Raw genomic sequence first — 16,710 nt, 5'->3', positions numbered from 1 at the left:
AACCGGCATGGCCTTCAGCGAATTCCATCCGGCGCCTGCGCCCGAAACCGCCACCGGCAACGGCCTCTTTGTCGAGAAGATCGGCAAGGCCTATGGCAAGCGCCCGGTCGTGAAGGGCGTGTCGGTTTCGCTCGAGCGCGGCGAGGTTGCCGGACTGCTTGGCCCGAACGGCGCCGGCAAGACCACCTGCTTTTATATGATTACCGGACTGGTGGCGGCAGACTATGGCCGCATCCTTCTCGACGGCGAGGATATCACCCGCCTGCCGATGTATCAGCGGGCCCGTCTGGGCATCGGATACCTGCCCCAGGAAAAGTCGATCTTTCACGGCATGACGGTCGAGCAGAATGTCCTGGCCGTCGCGGAAGTCGTTGAAAAGGATCGGGATGCACGCCACGAACTGGTGAACCAGTTGCTGGAGGAGCTGCGCATCGCCCACCTGCGCGACGCACCGGCACCCTCGCTGTCGGGCGGTGAAAGACGGCGTGTGGAAATTGCCCGTGCGCTGGCGACTCGCCCCTCCTTCATGCTGCTCGACGAGCCTTTCGCGGGCATCGATCCGCTTGCAATCACCGATATCCGGGACCTGATCCGCTTCCTCCGCGAGCGCGGGATCGGGATTCTCATTACCGACCACAATGTCCGTGAAACGCTTGAAATCACTGACAGAGCAACGATCATCCACGAGGGCGAGGTGCTGTTCGAGGGCTCGCCGGCGGAGATCCGGGCCGACCCTGACGTGCGTCGCGTTTATCTCGGAGAAAGTTTTGCCTGATTAACCTCTGCAGGAAACGTACCAAACAGAGGTTCACATGGCTGGATTGATGCAGAAGCTGGACATGCGCCAGGGCCAGTCCCTGGTGATGACGCCCCAGCTCCAACAAGCCATCAAGCTGTTGCAGCTCTCGAATATCGAGCTGGCCGAGTTCGTCGAAGGTGAGCTGGAACGCAATCCGCTGCTCGAACGCGACGACAGCGAAAGCTCGACCGAATCGCTGCGCCAGGAAGGCGAAGGCGAGCCGCGCGAACTGGAACTGTCCGCCCCGTCTGCCGATGCCAATGATTCCATCGATGCCGATTCGGACGTCATCCACGGCGATGACTCCAAGTCCGACCTGTCCGGCGTCGACAATGCCGGCGCGACCGGCGATGCACTGGGCGCCGGTCACTGGTCGCCCACGGGCGGCGGCGGTGCATCCGGCGAAGATTATGACGCGATCGCCAATTCCTCGCGCGAACTGTCCCTGTCCGAATACCTGCACGCCCAGCTGGCGACCGCCACGGCGGATCCGGTTGAAAAGCTGATCGGCGCCCATCTGATCGATCTGGCCGATGATGACGGCTATATGCGCGCCGATCTCGACGAGATTGCCGACCAGCTCGGCGTCGCGCGCGGCCGCATCGAAGCGGTCCTCGAACTGACCCAGGGCTTCGACCCGGTGGGTGTGATGGCCCGCGACCTGACCGAATGCCTGGCCCTGCAGCTGAAGGACAAGAACCGGCTCGATCCGGCCATGGCGACGCTGCTGGACAATCTCGAGCGTCTGGCCAAGCACGATTATGCCGCCCTGAAATCCCTGTGCGGCGTCGACAATGAGGATCTGGACGAGATGATCGCGGAGATCCGCGACCTCACGCCCAAGCCGGGCCTGGCCTTCTCGTCGGACACCACCCGCGCCGTCGAACCGGATGTCTTCATCCGCCAGTCGCCGGACGGCAGCTGGCAGGTCGAGCTGAATTCCGACACCCTGCCGCGCGTTCTGGTGAATAACCGCTATTTCAACGAGATCACGGCGGTCGCCCGCTCCGAGGCCGACAAGACCTTCATCACCGAGTGCTCGCAAAATGCCAGCTGGCTGGTGAAGAGCCTCGACCAGCGTGCCCGCACCATCCTGAAGGTCGCCAGCGAGATCGTCCGTCAGCAGGACATGTTCCTGGCCTACGGCGTTGCCTATCTGCGCCCGCTGAACCTGAAGACCGTGGCCGATGCGATCGGCATGCACGAGTCGACCGTCAGCCGCGTCACCTCGAACAAGTATGTCGCCACACCGCGCGGCATGTTCGAGATGAAGTATTTCTTCACCTCCGCCATCCCGTCTGCCGGCGGCGGGGACGCCCACTCTGCCGAAGCCGTCCGTTTCCGGATCAAGACCATGATCAACCAGGAAACCGCCGAGGATGTGCTGTCCGACGACAAGCTTGTCGAACATTTGCGTGACGAAGGGATTGAAATCGCACGCCGGACTGTGGCCAAATACCGGGAGGCGCTCAACATCCCCTCCTCGGTCCAGCGTCGTCGAATTTTGAAACGTGCTGGCTAGGGAAGGCCTGAACAAGCGCCCCGGCGGACCCCCGTCCGCCGCAGTCGCGGTTCGTCGGCTGACCGGAGCTCACACGCATTGACTCCCGGCCCGCCCCGCGACTAGGTTCCGCCCGCTTTCCGGGGAGGGGCGGCACCGTGATGTCAACGCCTCACGTGCTGGTGTATGGCCAGCGGGAAGGAGCGCATGCAAATACAGGTGGTCAGCAAGGGTATCGACGTCAGCGACGCGCTGCGGGAACAGATCCTGTCGCGGGTTGAGGACGGCGTATCCAAATACTTCAATCGTCCGGGCGAAGCCTATGTATCGATCTCGCGCGAAGGCATCGGCTTTCGCGTCGACTGTTCGGTGCATCTGCCCTCGGGCGCCATGCTGCAGGCACACGGCGAAGCCGACGATGCCTACAAGGCAGCGGAAAACACGATGGAGCGCCTGGAGAAGCGCCTCCGCCGCTACAAGCGGAAACTGAAGAACCACCACAATGCGAACAAGGCCGAACTGCCGGCCGAGTCGCTTCAGATTGTCGTGCTCAAGGGCAGTCCCGATACCTGGAATGACGATGATTTCGACGATGACGAGGATCACGGCGCGCCGGCAAACGGTGCACCGGAGCCGATCGTGATTGCCGAGCGGCCGGGCGAAGTGCGTACGCTGACGGTCGGCATGGCCTCGCTGGAGCTGGATGCGGCGGATTCGCCCTTCCTGATGTTCCGCAACGCGGCCAATGGCGGTCTGAACATCGTGTATCGCCGCCCTGACGGGCATATCGGCTGGGTCGATCCCTCCCGAGTTGACCGACCGGAGCCGGCCGAGTAGCAACCGGCCCAGCAACGAGAAGCGAAGCATGGCGTTAGCTGATTTGATCCCCAGCGGGGGGGTGCATGTCGATCTGGGTGCGTCCAGCCGGAAACAGGCCCTGCAGGCCATGTCCGAGCTGGCGGCCGACCTGACCGGTCAGCCGGCCCGCGCGATTTTCGACGCGGTCCTCCAGCGCGAACGGCTCGGCTCGACCGGCGTCGGCCAGGGCGTTGCGATTCCGCACGCCCGTCTGGCCGGTATCGATACCGTGGTCGGCATCTTCGCGCGCCTGCGCACGCCGGTTGATTTCGAGTCGATCGACGGCCGCCCTGCCGATCTCATCTTCATGCTGATCGCGCCGGAAGATGCCGGCGCGGAACACCTCAAGGCCCTGGCCCGGGTTTCCCGGCTCCTGCGCCGCGAGGATGTGCGTCAGCGGCTTCGCGCGGCACCGGACAGCGAGGCGATTCATGCCGTTCTCGCTGGCGAGCCGGCGACCGACGCAGCCTGAGAACCGGTCCGGACGGAGCAAGATTTCCGTCCGGACCGCCAGGCTTTTTGTCACAGCCCCTCGAGGCGTCAGACAAGCCTGCCTGATCGCGCTATCATGCGAGCCGCCCCGCAGCGGAGATCGCCATGAGAGCCGAGATCGACGACCTGATTGCCAGAATTCGTTCCCTCGAGGGCGAGCTGGAGAACCGGCTCGCCGAGCGGCGGCGCGCCTTCGGCTATCGCATGCGTCAGGGTCGGATCGTGATTTCGCGCCGCGTGCGCAAGCGGCAGCAGGCGCTGAAGATCGGACTGCACCGATATCTCCTTGCCTCGGGCGTCATGGCCGTACTCACGGCGCCCTTCATCTACATCGTCGTCCTGCCGATCGCGGCGCTCGACGCCTTTGCCAGCCTGTACCAGTCCATCTGCTTCCGGGTTTACGGCCTCGCCCGTGTCCGCCGGCGCGACTATGTCGTCTTCGACCGGCACAAGCTGCCCTACCTCAACGTGATCCAGAAGCTGAACTGCCTCTACTGCGCCTACGCCAACGGCGTGCTGGCCTATGTGGCGGAAATCGCGTCACGGACGGAACAGTACTGGTGCCCGATCAAGCATGCCGCGCGGGTCACGGGGACCCACCGGCGCTATGACGGTTTTCTCGAATACGGCGATGTCGCCGACTATCCCGAAGGGCTGGAAGGCCAGCGCCAGAAGCTCAAACAGGAACTCGAGGCCGGAAAAGCAAAAACCCCGCCGGAGGGCGGGGCTTGATGGTGCGGCCGCAGAGCCTGTCCTCGACAGTCCCCCTTCGCCAAGGCTTCGGGGGACACCGCTTCGCCCCAAGTGCGTGCTGCGGGTGGTTTACTACCCGAAGCCCGCAGGGCGGTGGCGGGGATGGGTGGGAGTTTGTCCTCGACAGTCCACCTTCGCCAAGGCTTCGGGGGACACCGCTTCGCCCCAAGTGCGCGCTGCGGGTGGTTTACCACCCGAAGCCCGCAGGGCGAAGGGTGGTGGAGCCAGGCGGAATCGAACCGCCGACCTCTTGAATGCCATTCAAGCGCTCTCCCAACTGAGCTATGGCCCCTTATCCCGTCCGCCGGATTGGGTCCCGGCGAGGAGCGCGGAAACTAGTCCCGGTTTTCCCCGGGATCAAGCCTCTTGTGCGCGTCAAATGCAGATACCCGGAACGACCTAGATATCCTCTTCATCCTCGATCGAGAAGCCCGCGAAATCCTCGTCGTCTTCCTCGTCGATCAGGACCTTGGTCGAGTCATCGTCATCATCATCGTCGCTGACATCGTCGTCGTCGAAATCGTCCGGCAGGTCGTCGCTGAGGCCCGAACCGTTCTCGTCATCTTCGTCGTCGTCGTCATCGGGGATGCGATCGGCTTCAGCGTCGACTTCCGGCGTATCGTCGTCCTCGTCGCCATAGCCGTCATCATCGGCCGGCGCCTTCTTGACCGGAGTCTCGTCCTCTTCCTCCGGTTCCGGGGCCGGCGCTGCCTTCAGACGCGGATCCTCGAGTTCGGGATCGAACTCGGTCTCGCACTTCGGACAACGAGCCGGACGGCGGCCCAGATCGTAGAATTTGGCGCCGCAGCTCGGGCAGGCGCGTTTCGTTCCCAGTTCTGGCTTGGCCATGACTTCCCTTCACAACCAGATTCGAATTTCGGCCGGACCCGTTGCCACGATCATCGCGCTCTGTCAAAACCTGATCGCCGTCTTGTCACCTCAAACCCAGTTTTTCCTTTCATGAGCGAAATTCCGTCCCGCCGAAGCGGGCCTTTCAGGGCCTTGCCGGCCAAAGCGCTGTCCGGCCGCCTGAAGGCTCCCGGCGACAAATCCGTATCGCACCGCGCCCTGATCCTCGGCGCGCTCGCGCACGGCGAAACCCGGATCACCGGCCTTCTCGAAAGCGAGGACGTTCTGAATACGGCCAAGGCCATGGCGGCACTCGGCGCCGGTGTCGAGCGGACGGGTGCGGGCGCATGGACCGTCCTGGGCACCAGCGGCCGCCTTGCAACGCCCGATGCCCCGCTCGATTTCGGCAATTCCGGTACCGGAGTCCGCCTGGTGATGGGCGCCGTCGCCGGCAGCGGTGTGGCAGCGGAATTCGTCGGCGATGAAAGCCTGTCCTCGCGCCCGATGCGCCGGGTGACCGACCCGCTGGACGCCATGGGCGCGCTGTTCGAGACCAGTGACGGCCGGCTGCCGGCCCGTCTTTCGCCCAGCAAGCTGCACGGCATCGACTACACGCCACCGGTCGCCTCGGCTCAGGTCAAATCGGCCATTCTTCTGGCCGGGCTGAGCGCCGACGGTGAAACCTGCGTGCACGAGCCGCAGATCACGCGGGACCATACCGAAACCATGCTGGCGGCCTTCGGCGCCTCGATCGACGTACGGCGCGACGGCCCGGCCTCCACCATCCGCCTCACCGGCCCGCAGACGCTCACCGCATGTAATGTCGATGTCCCCGGTGACCCGTCCTCCTCGGCCTTTGCGATCGTGGCGGCGCTCGTCACGCCCGGCTCGGAGGTGACGCTGACAGGCGTCATGGACAATCCGGCCCGCACCGGCCTGATCGAGACGCTGCGCGAGATGGGGGCCGGGCTGACGGTCGAGCCGGGTCCCGACATGGCCGGCGAGCGGACCATGACGGTAACGGCCCGTGCGAGCACGCTGCGCGGCATCGAGGTGCCGGCCGAACGCGCTCCGGCCATGATCGACGAATATCCCATCCTCGCCGTCGCGGCGGCCTTTGCCGAAGGCACGACTTTCATGCCCGGCCTGGCCGAACTGCGCGCCAAGGAAAGCGATCGCCTCGAGGGAACGGCGGCGCTGCTGCGCGCCAGCGGTGTCGACGTCGAGACAGGGGAAGACAGCCTCACCGTCCATGGCGCAGGCCCGGGCGGTGTGAAGGGCGGCGGCCGCACGATCACGCACCACGATCACCGCCTGGCGATGAGCGGGCTGGTGCTCGGCCTGGCCTCGCGCGAGGGCGCGTCGGTCGACGATGTCGCCATGATCGCCACCAGCTATCCCGATTTCTTTGCGCACATGGCCGGACTGGGCGTGCAGCTGGAGCCGGCGTGACATGATCATCGCCGTCGACGGACCGCTCGCCTCGGGCAAGGGCACGATCGCCAGGGCGCTGGCGGATCATTTCGGCCTGCCGCATCTGGACACGGGCTCGCTCTACCGGGCGACCGGTCTCGCTGTCATCGAGGCCGGGATCGACCCGGCCGATGCCGGGGCCTGCGCCCGGCTGGCCGCACAGCTCGATCTGGCCGCAATCGACGAGGACCGGATCCGCACGGCCGAGGCCGGCGCGATGGCCTCCCGCGTCGCCGCGATCCCGCAGGTGCGCGAGGCGCTGTTCGACCTGCAGCGCACCTTTGCCACCCAGCCGGGCGGGGCGATCCTGGACGGACGCGATATCGGCACGGTGATCTGTCCGGATGCCGAGGTGAAGCTGTTCGTGACGGCCGATGCCGAGACCCGCGCCCGCCGCCGCTGGGAGGAGTTGCGGGCGAAGGGCGAGGCGCTGAGCTTCGAGACAATGCTCGAACAGACCCGCGAGCGGGATGCCCGCGATGCCGAGCGCACCGACGCGCCGATGAAGCCCGCAGACGACGCGACCTTGCTTGATACGTCTTCCTTGAGTATAGACGCGGCCGTTGCAACAGCGATCCGTATTGTGGAAAAGCGCCAAAAGGCGTGACGCTTCCACCGCTAGCGCAACGAAATAGCCGGGTGTTCCAGACGCGATTTCCGTGACGACGATCGTTGTGGCGGTCCGGACTGGCGCCCTTTTGTACAACGTCCAACCGGCCGGAAACGGCCAAGCGGCGACAGGACAGACAGACGCAACACTGTCGCTGCATCGGAGCAACCCTTTAACATGTCTACAGAATCTCTCACCCCGACGACCGACGATTTCGCCGCAATGCTTGAGGCGAGCCTCGCCGGCCGCGATCTCGCGGAAGGCCAGGTCGTCAAAGGAAACGTGACCGCGATTGAAAACGATTTCGTGGTGGTCGATGTCGGCCTGAAGACCGAAGGCCGTATCCCGCTGCGCGAGTTCACGGGTCCGGGCTCGGAAGCCCCCAAAGTGGGTGACGAAGTCGAAGTTTATCTCGAGCGTATCGAAAACGCGCTCGGCGATGCCATTCTGTCGCGCGACAAGGCCCGCCGCGAGGAAAGCTGGGATCGCCTCGAGAAGTCCTTCGACAAGAAGGAACCGGTCAACGGTGCCATTGTCGGCCGCGTCAAGGGCGGCTTCACCGTCGATCTGGGCGGCGCTTCGGCCTTCCTGCCGGGCTCGCAGGTGGATATCCGCCCCGTGCGCGATGTCGGCCCGCTGATGAACCAGGAACAGCCGTTCGCGATCCTGAAGATGGACCGTCCGCGCGGCAATATCGTGGTCTCGCGCCGCGCCGTGCTGGAAGAAAGCCGTGCCGAACAGCGCGCCGAACTCGTCGGCCAGCTGGCCGAGGGCGAAGCCCGCGACGGCGTGGTCAAGAACATCACCGATTACGGTGCGTTCGTTGACCTGGGCGGTATCGACGGCCTGCTGCACGTCACCGACATGTCCTGGAGCCGCGTCGGCCATCCGTCCGAAGTGGTGGAAGTCGGTCAGACCGTCAAAGTCCAGATCATCAAGATCAACAAGGAAACCCAGCGCATCTCGCTCGGCATGAAGCAGCTGATGTCCGACCCGTGGGAAGGCGTTGCCGCTAAATACCCGGTCGGTGCTGTCTTCGAAGGCCGCGTCACGAACATCGCCGAATACGGTGCCTTCGTGGAACTGGAAGAGGGCGTCGAAGGCCTCGTCCACGTGTCCGAGATGTCCTGGACCAAGAAGAACGTCCATCCGGGCAAGATCCTGTCCACCTCGCAGGAGGTCCAGGTCATGGTGCTCGACGTGGACGCCGAGAAGCGCCGCATCTCGCTGGGCGTCAAGCAGACCCAGCGCAATCCGTGGGAAGTCTTCGCGGAAACGCATCCGTCCGGTACGGCCATCAAGGGCGAGATCAAGAACATCACCGAATTCGGTCTGTTCGTGGGTCTCGAGGGCGATATCGACGGCATGGTGCACCTGTCGGACATCTCCTGGGAGCAGTCCGGCGAGCAAGCCATCGAGAGCTTCAAGAAGGGTGACGTCGTCGAAGCCAAGGTGCTCGATGTCGACGTCGAGAAGGAGCGCGTCTCCCTGGGCATCAAGCAGCTCGGCGGCGACCCGATGGACTCGTCCGGCGTGTCCCGCGGCGATACCGTGACCTGCACGGTCACCGAGATCACCTCGGGCGGTATCGAAGTCTCCTTCGGCGACGACGGCTCGATGAAGTCCTTCATCCGCAAGTCCGACCTGTCCCGCGACCGTGCGGAACAGCGTCCGGAACGCTTCGCGGTCGGTGACAAGGTCGATGCCCGCATCACCAACATCGACAAGGCCTCGCGCCGTATCTCCCTGTCCATCAAGGCGCTGGAGATCTCCGAAGAGCGTGAAGCCGTCGAACAGTACGGTTCCTCCGACGCCGGCGCTTCGCTCGGCGACATTCTCGGCGCCGCGCTGCGCGAGAAAGAGGGCGAGAAGGGCGACAACTAGTCGTCCTGACCCGGACAGAAGAACGGCCGGAGCGCGAGGCTCCGGCCGTTTTTTTATTGCTGCGCATTGACGGCCGGGTCCGCAGGCGCAAGGATCGGATTTTCTGGTGCGGAGGTGCTCAATGATCAAATCGGAATTGATCGACAAACTAGCCGAAGCCAACCCCCATCTTTACCACCGCGATGTGGAGCGGGTGGTCAATACGATCCTCGACGGGATCACGGATGCGCTTGCCGAAGGCGACCGCGTCGAGCTGCGTGGTTTCGGTGCGTTTTCGGTCCGCCGGCGGCCGGCCCGCGTCGGCCGCAATCCGCGGACCGGTGAAAGCGTTGCCGTGAAGGAAAAGCACGTACCCTTCTTCAAGACCGGCAAGGAGCTGCGCGAGCGGGTGGATGCGTCGCGGGAAACCCATCCGGAACTCGCCGAATAAACGACAATCCGATTGCATGAACAAAGGGCCCGGCATTGCCGGGCCCTTTGTCGTTGGAGGGAATTCTTTCAGGGGAGGGAAACTCTTCGGGCCGGAAGGATTTGGCGGCGGGTCCGGTGTCCGGCATCCGGGCAGAATACCGGCCCTTCGTCATCGGCATCACGAAGGTCCGGATCCCGCCGCCCGGCCGGCAGCCCATCGGCATCGGGCCGCCGGCAAGTCGTCAGATCTTGCGGTTCCAGTCCTCATGGCCGGAAAGCCAGTTGAACCGGGGCACCAGCCAGCCGGTCCAGCTCGTGCTGCGGCGTTCGTGCGTGCGGTCCACAATCCGGGGCAGGGTGTGTTCAATCATCAATTCCGCGAGGGTCATGACCATCTCCGTCATAAGCGAGACCATGATTTAGGCGTCCACAATCGCCTTGACCAACGCGATTTCGAGGGTCTTTGATAAGGACCGCTTATGACTGATACTCGTCCCCTCCCGCCCATTCACGCCATCCGCGTGTTCGAGGCCGCCGCCCGGCTGGGGAATTTCACCCGGACCGGCGAAGCCCTTGGCATGACCCAGGCCGCGGTCAGCTATCAGATCAAGCTGCTGGAAGACCGGCTCGGCTTTGCCCTGTTCGAGCGCAAGGCGCGGCATGTGGAGCTTACGGCCCGCGGCCGCCAGCTGGCACAGGGTACCTCGGAAGCCTTCCGCATGCTCGAACGCACCTTCCGCGAGGTGCGGGAGGATCGCGACAGCGTGCTGACCATCACGGCGCTGCCGACCTTCTGCTCGAACTGGCTCGTCCCCCGGATCGGCAATTTCCAGATCGCCCATCCCGAATTCGCCGTGCGGATCGACAGCCGCTCTGAAGTGGTCGACATCGCCGGCGGCGACGCCGATATCGGCATCCGGCTGGGTCATGGCCGCTGGGACGGGCTGGAGGCGCGCTTCCTGTTCGCCGACACGATCACCCCGCTGGTTCCGGCGCGTGCTGTCGAGCAGTTCGGCCCGATCGACACGCCCGCCGATCTCCTGAAGCTGCGCCTGTTCGGGCCGATGTCCTGGTGGCGCGACTGGTTCGAGAACGCCGGTGCCGACCCGTCCGGCCTGCCCGAACGTGCCGCGCTGGAGCTGGAAACCCAGTCGATGGAGATCGCCGCGGCCGTTGCAGCCGGGGACGCTGCCGTGGCCGTGTCACCGCTCTATTTTGCCGAACAGATCGCCGCCGGGATACTGGTCCGCCCCTTCGAATCCGAGCTGGACCACAAGGTGGCCCATTACCTCGTCTATGACCGCAACCGCGCACGGGAGCCGAAAATCCGGTCCTTTGTCGAATGGATGTTGTTCCAGCCAATGGCCTTCTGCCTCAACCAGCCCGTCCCGGCCTTCCCGGAAGCGGGAGAGACCGTGTAGCGCAACGCCGTGTCGCGCTTCCCAAGCCGCCCCGGACAGGTTAACCGGTCTGGCATGACGGATATCAAGTTCTGCGGATTGAAGACGGGACGGGATGTGGCAGCAGCCGAACAGGCCGGTGCACGCTGGACCGGTTATGTCTTTTTCGAGAAGAGCCCGCGCCATGTCAGCCCGTCGCTGGCCGGCGAACTGGCCCATCTGGCAAAGACCAGCGAAACGGTTGCCGTGACCGTGAATCCGGATGACGACCTCCTGGCGCGCATCCGCGATGCCATGCATCCGGACTGGATCCAGCTGCACGGATCCGAGACGCCGCAGCGCGTCGTGCAGGCCCGCGCCTACGCAAAGCGGGGCGTTATCAAGGCCTTGCCCGTCGCCGAAGCGGCAGATCTCGACGCCGCGAAAGCCTTTGACCGCATCGCCGACATGATCCTGTTCGACGCCAAACCGCCGAAGGGCGCCGACCGGCCGGGCGGTCACGGCACGGGTTATGATTATGCTCTGCTGAAATCGCTGCAGATTTCCGTGCCCTGGCTCTTGTCCGGCGGGCTGGATGCAACCAATGTCTCCGCCGCTGTCGCGGCTGCAGGCGCCGGCGCGGTCGATGTGTCTTCAGGCATAGAGAGCGCACCGGGCGTCAAGGACGCCGCGAAGATGCAAGCCTTTGCCGCCGCCCTGGCGGTCTGACCGCGCCAGAGCGCACCAACCAAGGAGCCGAGCCATGAGCGAACCCGTGTCCGCCGATACACGTCCCAATGCGCTCTCGGCCTGGCCGGATGCGCGTGGCCGGTTCGGCGATTATGGCGGTCGTTTCGTCGCCGAAACATTGATGCCGCTGATCCTGGAGCTGGAAGAAGCGTACGAGACCGCCAAGGCGGATCCGGACTTCCGCGCCGAGATGGACCTTTTCCTGAAGGATTATGTCGGCAAGCCCAGCCCGATCTATTTCGCCGAGCGCCTGACGGAAGAATTCGGCGGCGCCCAGGTCTGGTTCAAGCGCGACGAGCTGAACCATACGGGCAGTCACAAGATCAATAACTGCCTCGGCCAGGTCCTGCTGGCCCGCCGCATGGGCAAGACGCGCATCATCGCCGAGACCGGCGCCGGCCAGCACGGCGTGGCGACGGCCACGGTGGCCGCGCGCTTCGGCATTCCCTGCACCGTCTTCATGGGCGCCACGGATGTGGAGCGCCAGGCACCGAACGTCTTCCGCATGAAGCTGCTGGGCGCGCAGGTCGTGCCGGTGACCTCGGGCACGGGCACGCTGAAAGACGCCATGAACGAGGCGCTGCGCGACTGGGTGACGAATGTGCACGACACCTTCTATGTCATCGGCACGGTCGCCGGCCCGCACCCCTATCCAGCCATGGTGCGCGATTTCCAGTCGATCATCGGCCGTGAGGCGCGCGCGCAGATGAAGGAGCGGCTGGGCCGCCTGCCGGATGCCTGCGTCGCCTGTATCGGCGGTGGGTCGAATGCGATGGGGCTTTTCCACCCCTTCATCGAAGACGAGGACGTGCGCCTGATCGGCGTCGAGGCGGCCGGCGAAGGCGTGGAGACCGGCAAGCACGCGGCCTCGCTGAAGGGCGGCAAGCCGGGCATCCTGCACGGCAACAAGACCTATCTGCTGCAGGATGATGACGGCCAGATCATCGACGCCCACTCGATCTCGGCCGGCCTCGACTATCCCGGCATCGGTCCGGAACACGCCTTCCTGCACGACATGAAGCGCGCCGAATACGTCTCGGCCACGGATGCCGAGGCCATGGAGATGTTCCAGCTGTGCACCAGGCTGGAAGGCATCATCCCGGCCCTGGAACCCGCCCACGCCCTGGCTCGCGTCCGCGATCTGGCGAAGGAGCTGGGCAAGGATGGCATCATCCTGATGAATATGTGCGGCCGCGGCGACAAGGACGTGCCCCAGGTGGCGCGCATGCTGGGGGTGGAGCTCTAGATGACCAACCGCCTCAACACCCGTTTTTCCGAGCTTTCGGCCTATAACCGGGCCGGCTTCGTGGCCTACATGATGGCCGGCGATGGCGACAGCCAGGCGCTTCTGAACGCTTTGCCTGCAGCCGGCGCCGACGTGATCGAGCTGGGCATGCCCTTTACCGATCCGATGGCCGACGGCCCGGCCATCCAGGCCTCGGCATTGCGGGCCCTGGAAGCCGGCATGACGCTGAAGGGCACGCTGGCCCAGGCCGCCGCCTTCCGCAAACACGACAAGGACACGCCGATCGTCCTGATGGGCTATGCCAACCCGATCCATCACATGGGCTGGGAAGCATTTGCGAAGGCCGCTGCAAAGGCCGGCGTGGACGGGCTGATCTGCGTCGACGTGCCGCCGGAGGAAGACGACGAGCTGCGCGCGGCACTGGGCAAATACTCCATCGCCCTGATCCGCCTGGCGACCCCGACCACCGATGACAAGCGTCTGGCGACCGTTGTCGCCAACACGTCGGGCTTCGTTTATTACGTTTCCACGACCGGGGTGACCGGTGCCGGCTCCGGCGCGGTCACCGAAGTCGGCGAGGCCGTTGCGCGCGTCCAGCGCGCCAGCGGCCTGCCCGTGGCAGTCGGCTTCGGTGTGAAGGAACCGGAACAGGCCGCCGCCATTGCCCGTACGGCCGATGCGGTCGTGGTGGGCTCGGCGATCGTCGATGCAATGCATGCAGGCGGTGTTGCCGGAGCACAAGAGTTGGTAAAGCGCCTGTCGTCCGCTGTGCACGCTGCACGCCGCTGAGGAAGACAAGCCGATGAACGATCGGGATACGGGAATGAACTGGCTGTCCAAGATTACCCCGCCGGGCATGTCGAAAATCTTTTCCAAGCGGGACACGCCGGACAATCTGTGGATCAAGTGCCCCAAGTCGGGCGAGATGGTGTTCCACAAGGATCTGGAAGCCGGCCTGTTCGTGACCCCCGCCGGGCATCACATGCGCATCGGGCCGGCCTGGCGCTTCCAGTTCACCTTCGACGGTGAGTACACCGAGCTGGACACGCCGGAGGTTCCCCGCGATCCGCTGAAATTCAAGGACGACAAACCCTACACCTCGCGCCTGACCGCAGCCCGCAAGAAGACCGGACGCGACGATGCGATGGCGATTGCGGTCGGCCGTATCGGCGGTCTGGAAAGCGTCGTTCTCGTCCAGAATTTTGCCTTCATGGGCGGCTCGCTCGGCATGGCGGCCGGCGAGAGCTTCATCAAGGCGGCCGAGGAAGCGATTGCCCGCAAGGCACCGCTGATCGTCTATACGGCTGCGGGCGGCGCGCGCATGCAGGAAGGCACGCTCTCCCTGATGCAGATGCCGCGCACCACGATCGCCGTGGAAATGCTCAAGGATGCCGGCCTGCCCTATATCGTGGTGCTGACCGATCCGACCACGGGCGGCGTCACCGCCTCCTACGCCATGCTGGGCGATGTCCACATCGCCGAGCCGGGCGCCCTGATCGGCTTTGCCGGACCGCGCGTCATCGAGCAGACCATCCGCGAAAAACTCCCGGAAGGCTTCCAGCGCGCCGAATACCTGCTGGAAAAGGGCATGGTCGACAAAGTGGTGCATCGCCGGGACATTCCGGGTACACTGGCGCGCATGCTGAGGGTCATGATGAAACGCCCCGGAACGTCGATGCCGGCCTCTCTCACACCGCCGCCGGCCGACCATGTGGCCAGCGACGGGGGCGGCCATTAGCACGCGCCGTCAGGACCTTGATGACGCGCTGGTGCGCCTTGCGAGCCTGCACCCGCAGAAAATCGATCTTTCCCTTGGACGCCTGCAGCGCCTTCTGACGGCGCTGGGCAATCCCCAGGACCATCTGCCGCCGACCGTCCATGTCGCCGGGACGAACGGCAAAGGCTCGACCTGTGCCTATCTGGCCGAGATGGCCCGCACCAAGGGTGAGCGGGTGCATATCTACACCTCGCCGCACCTGGTGAATTTCAACGAACGCATCCTGCTCGACTCGACGCCGGTCGACGACAAGACGCTGATCGAGGCCTTCGCCCGCTGCGAGGCGGCGAATTTTGGCGAGCCGATCACCTTCTTCGAGATCACGACTGCGGCGGCCCTGCTGCTCTTCTCCGAACATCCTGCCGACCGGCTGATCCTGGAAGTGGGGCTGGGCGGCCGCTTCGACGCGACCAATGTCATCGCCCGGCCGGCCCTGAGCGTGATCACACCGGTCAGCCTCGATCACCAGGAATTCCTGGGATCCGACCTGCGCCAGATCGCCCGCGAAAAGGCCGGTATCTGCAAGTTCGGCGTTCCGGTCGTGGTCGGCAACCAGGTCGACGATGCCGAAGCCGCCATTCTCGACGAGGCCGCCAAGGTCGGTGCGCCGGCCTTCGTCTGGGGCCGCGACTATAATGCCTATATCCAGCACGGACGGCTGATCTACGAGGACGAAAGCCGCGTCTGGGACCTGCCGGCACCGGGCCTGCTGGGCCCGCACCAGATCCTCAATGCCGGTGCCGCCGCGGCCGCCGCCGCCGTGCTGCAATGGCCCGAGAGCGCCGCGGCCGCCGGTATTGCCAACGCAACCTGGCCGGCCCGGCTGCAGAGCATCACCCGCGGTCCGCTCGGCGAGATCGCGCGCAAGGCCGGTGCCGAGCTCTGGCTGGACGGCGGCCACAATGAAGCCGCTGCCAAGGCCCTCTCCCACGCCCTCGCCGACATGGACGAGCGTGACGAGCGCCCGCTGGTCATCATTGCCGGTTTCTCGCCCAACAAGGACGTCACCGCCTGGTGCAGCCAGTTCTCCGGCCTGGCCCGGCGCCTCATCGCGGTGGAGTTCAAGTCCGGCCGCGGCGGTTCGCAGTCCGCACATGATGTCGTCGCCGCCTGCCAGGCCGGCGGCGTGAGGGCGGAGATCGCCAGCGGCCTGATCCCGGCGATGAAGAATGCCGTGAAGGAACGCCCCGCGCCGCGCATCCTGATCGGCGGCTCGCTCTACCTGGCCGGCGAAGCCCTCGCCCTCGGCGACGCCCCGCCGCACAGGACACCGGGCTAGCTTTCTTCCCCACAGCAGTGGGAAAGTGGGCCGATGCGCAGCATCGGGTCGAAAGGGGTTGCGGCCGCAGGCCGCAAAGGGCCATCAGCTCCGCTCCGCCATTCCGCCGCTGACGCGGCGGCCCCTCCCCCGTGAAGCCTGTCCTCGGGTTGGCCTGCGGCCAATCCCGGGGGCGGGTCCCCCTCCACATGAAATGGGGAGGAAAGAAAAACGGGCGCCCCGGTGGAGCGCCCGTTTCAGCATTCGAAAAGCGTCGGGAAGCCTAGAGGCTTTCCTTGACCCATTCGGAGATCTTGCCCTTGGCCATGGCACCGATCTTGGTGGAGACGACCTGGCCGTCCTTGAAGATCATCATGGTCGGGATGCCGCGCACGCCATACTTGCCGGGCGTCATCGGGTGGTCGTCGATATTCACCTTGGCGATGGTCAGCTCGCCGGCCATCTCGTCGGAAATCTCCTCGAGCGCCGGAGCGATCTGCTTGCACGGCCCGCACCATTCGGCCCAGAAGTCCACGAGGACCGGACCGGGTGCATTGAGAACGTCGCTTTCGAAGGATTCATCGCTGACCGCCTTGGTCGCCATGGGAAACTCCTTTTTTCGGGCCTTTAAAGAACACGTGCCCGAAGATCCGGACACGATGGATGGCGC

At 65.0% G+C, this 16,710-nt stretch carries 18 protein-coding genes and 1 tRNA gene; 15 read left to right on the top strand and 4 right to left on the bottom strand.

Going from position 1 to position 16,710, the window contains the following annotated elements:
- The first annotated feature begins 7 nt into the window (after nt 1-7).
- From lptB to PKE71_RS13470, 5 genes are all read left to right on the top strand, one after another.
- On the top strand, nt 8-775 hold the full coding sequence (gene lptB, locus PKE71_RS13490; RefSeq protein WP_271187512.1) for an LPS export ABC transporter ATP-binding protein: 768 nt from the start codon (nt 8-10) through the stop codon (nt 773-775).
- A 37-nt stretch (nt 776-812) separates the two neighbouring features.
- A complete protein-coding gene (gene rpoN, locus PKE71_RS13485) occupies nt 813-2,321 on the top strand; it encodes an RNA polymerase factor sigma-54 (protein WP_271187511.1) in 1,509 nt (502 codons plus the stop codon).
- 186 nt (nt 2,322-2,507) lie between these two features.
- Nucleotides 2,508-3,137: a ribosome hibernation-promoting factor, HPF/YfiA family gene (gene hpf / locus PKE71_RS13480; RefSeq protein ID WP_271187510.1), complete on the top strand. Its 630-nt coding sequence runs from the start codon at nt 2,508-2,510 to the stop codon at nt 3,135-3,137.
- A gap of 28 nt (nt 3,138-3,165) precedes the next feature.
- Entirely contained in the window at nt 3,166-3,630 is a 465-nt protein-coding gene (gene ptsN / locus PKE71_RS13475; RefSeq protein WP_271187509.1) for a PTS IIA-like nitrogen regulatory protein PtsN, read from the top strand.
- A gap of 125 nt (nt 3,631-3,755) precedes the next feature.
- Nucleotides 3,756-4,382 (top strand): hypothetical protein, encoded by a 627-nt coding sequence (locus PKE71_RS13470; protein ID WP_271187508.1) that lies wholly within the window; start codon nt 3,756-3,758, stop codon nt 4,380-4,382.
- A gap of 237 nt (nt 4,383-4,619) precedes the next feature.
- Here the strand turns inward: PKE71_RS13470 and PKE71_RS13465 are convergent.
- Both PKE71_RS13465 and PKE71_RS13460 read right to left on the bottom strand, forming a co-directional pair.
- Nucleotides 4,620-4,695: transfer RNA gene (locus PKE71_RS13465), tRNA-Ala, on the bottom strand.
- Nucleotides 4,696-4,802: 107 nt separating this feature from the next.
- Entirely contained in the window at nt 4,803-5,252 is a 450-nt protein-coding gene (locus tag PKE71_RS13460) for a TIGR02300 family protein (protein ID WP_271187507.1), read from the bottom strand.
- 111 nt (nt 5,253-5,363) lie between these two features.
- Here PKE71_RS13460 and aroA point away from each other — a divergent pair, with 111 nt between their 5' ends.
- From aroA to PKE71_RS13440, 4 genes are all read left to right on the top strand, one after another.
- Entirely contained in the window at nt 5,364-6,704 is a 1,341-nt protein-coding gene (gene aroA / locus PKE71_RS13455) for a 3-phosphoshikimate 1-carboxyvinyltransferase (protein ID WP_373878822.1), read from the top strand.
- Between the two features lies 1 nt (nt 6,705).
- On the top strand, nt 6,706-7,332 hold the full coding sequence (gene cmk / locus PKE71_RS13450; RefSeq protein WP_271187505.1) for a (d)CMP kinase: 627 nt from the start codon (nt 6,706-6,708) through the stop codon (nt 7,330-7,332).
- A 24-nt stretch (nt 7,333-7,356) separates the two neighbouring features.
- Complete coding sequence (rpsA, locus tag PKE71_RS13445) at nt 7,357-9,219, top strand: 30S ribosomal protein S1 (protein ID WP_271187566.1); 1,863 nt, start codon at nt 7,357-7,359, stop codon at nt 9,217-9,219.
- A gap of 121 nt (nt 9,220-9,340) precedes the next feature.
- Nucleotides 9,341-9,649 carry an integration host factor subunit beta gene (locus tag PKE71_RS13440; RefSeq protein WP_271187504.1) on the top strand — a complete coding sequence of 103 codons (309 nt, stop codon included), beginning with the start codon at nt 9,341-9,343 and terminating at the stop codon, nt 9,647-9,649.
- A 223-nt stretch (nt 9,650-9,872) separates the two neighbouring features.
- Here the strand turns inward: PKE71_RS13440 and PKE71_RS13435 are convergent, their stop codons facing one another.
- Nucleotides 9,873-10,019, bottom strand: coding sequence for a hypothetical protein (locus PKE71_RS13435; RefSeq protein WP_271187503.1), 147 nt, complete (start codon nt 10,017-10,019; stop codon nt 9,873-9,875).
- 90 nt (nt 10,020-10,109) lie between these two features.
- Here PKE71_RS13435 and PKE71_RS13430 point away from each other — a divergent pair, with 90 nt between their 5' ends.
- From PKE71_RS13430 to PKE71_RS13405, 6 genes are read left to right on the top strand one after another with little or no spacing between them, the layout of a single operon-like run.
- Nucleotides 10,110-11,051 carry a LysR substrate-binding domain-containing protein gene (locus tag PKE71_RS13430; protein ID WP_271187502.1) on the top strand — a complete coding sequence of 314 codons (942 nt, stop codon included), beginning with the start codon at nt 10,110-10,112 and terminating at the stop codon, nt 11,049-11,051.
- Between the two features lie 54 nt (nt 11,052-11,105).
- On the top strand, nt 11,106-11,738 hold the full coding sequence (locus tag PKE71_RS13425; RefSeq protein WP_271187501.1) for a phosphoribosylanthranilate isomerase: 633 nt from the start codon (nt 11,106-11,108) through the stop codon (nt 11,736-11,738).
- A 34-nt stretch (nt 11,739-11,772) separates the two neighbouring features.
- Entirely contained in the window at nt 11,773-13,005 is a 1,233-nt protein-coding gene (trpB, locus tag PKE71_RS13420; RefSeq protein ID WP_271187500.1) for a tryptophan synthase subunit beta, read from the top strand.
- Complete coding sequence (gene trpA, locus PKE71_RS13415; protein ID WP_271187499.1) at nt 13,006-13,794, top strand: tryptophan synthase subunit alpha; 789 nt, start codon at nt 13,006-13,008, stop codon at nt 13,792-13,794.
- Between the two features lie 34 nt (nt 13,795-13,828).
- Nucleotides 13,829-14,743 (top strand): acetyl-CoA carboxylase, carboxyltransferase subunit beta, encoded by a 915-nt coding sequence (accD, locus tag PKE71_RS13410; RefSeq protein ID WP_271187498.1) that lies wholly within the window; start codon nt 13,829-13,831, stop codon nt 14,741-14,743.
- On the top strand, nt 14,715-16,061 hold the full coding sequence (locus PKE71_RS13405) for a bifunctional folylpolyglutamate synthase/dihydrofolate synthase (RefSeq protein ID WP_271187497.1): 1,347 nt from the start codon (nt 14,715-14,717) through the stop codon (nt 16,059-16,061). The genes accD and PKE71_RS13405 overlap by 29 nt, the downstream gene beginning before the upstream one ends.
- A 262-nt stretch (nt 16,062-16,323) precedes the next feature.
- Here the strand turns inward: PKE71_RS13405 and trxA are convergent, their stop codons facing one another.
- On the bottom strand, nt 16,324-16,644 hold the full coding sequence (gene trxA, locus PKE71_RS13400; protein ID WP_271187496.1) for a thioredoxin TrxA: 321 nt from the start codon (nt 16,642-16,644) through the stop codon (nt 16,324-16,326).
- Nucleotides 16,645-16,710: the final 66 nt, after the last annotated feature.

The organism is Maricaulis virginensis (genome assembly GCF_027922185.1).
In the GTDB taxonomy this organism is placed as follows: domain Bacteria; phylum Pseudomonadota; class Alphaproteobacteria; order Caulobacterales; family Maricaulaceae; genus Maricaulis; species Maricaulis virginensis.
The sequence above is the reverse complement of the archived record's forward strand: the minus strand, read 5'-3'. Positions and strand labels throughout refer to the sequence as shown.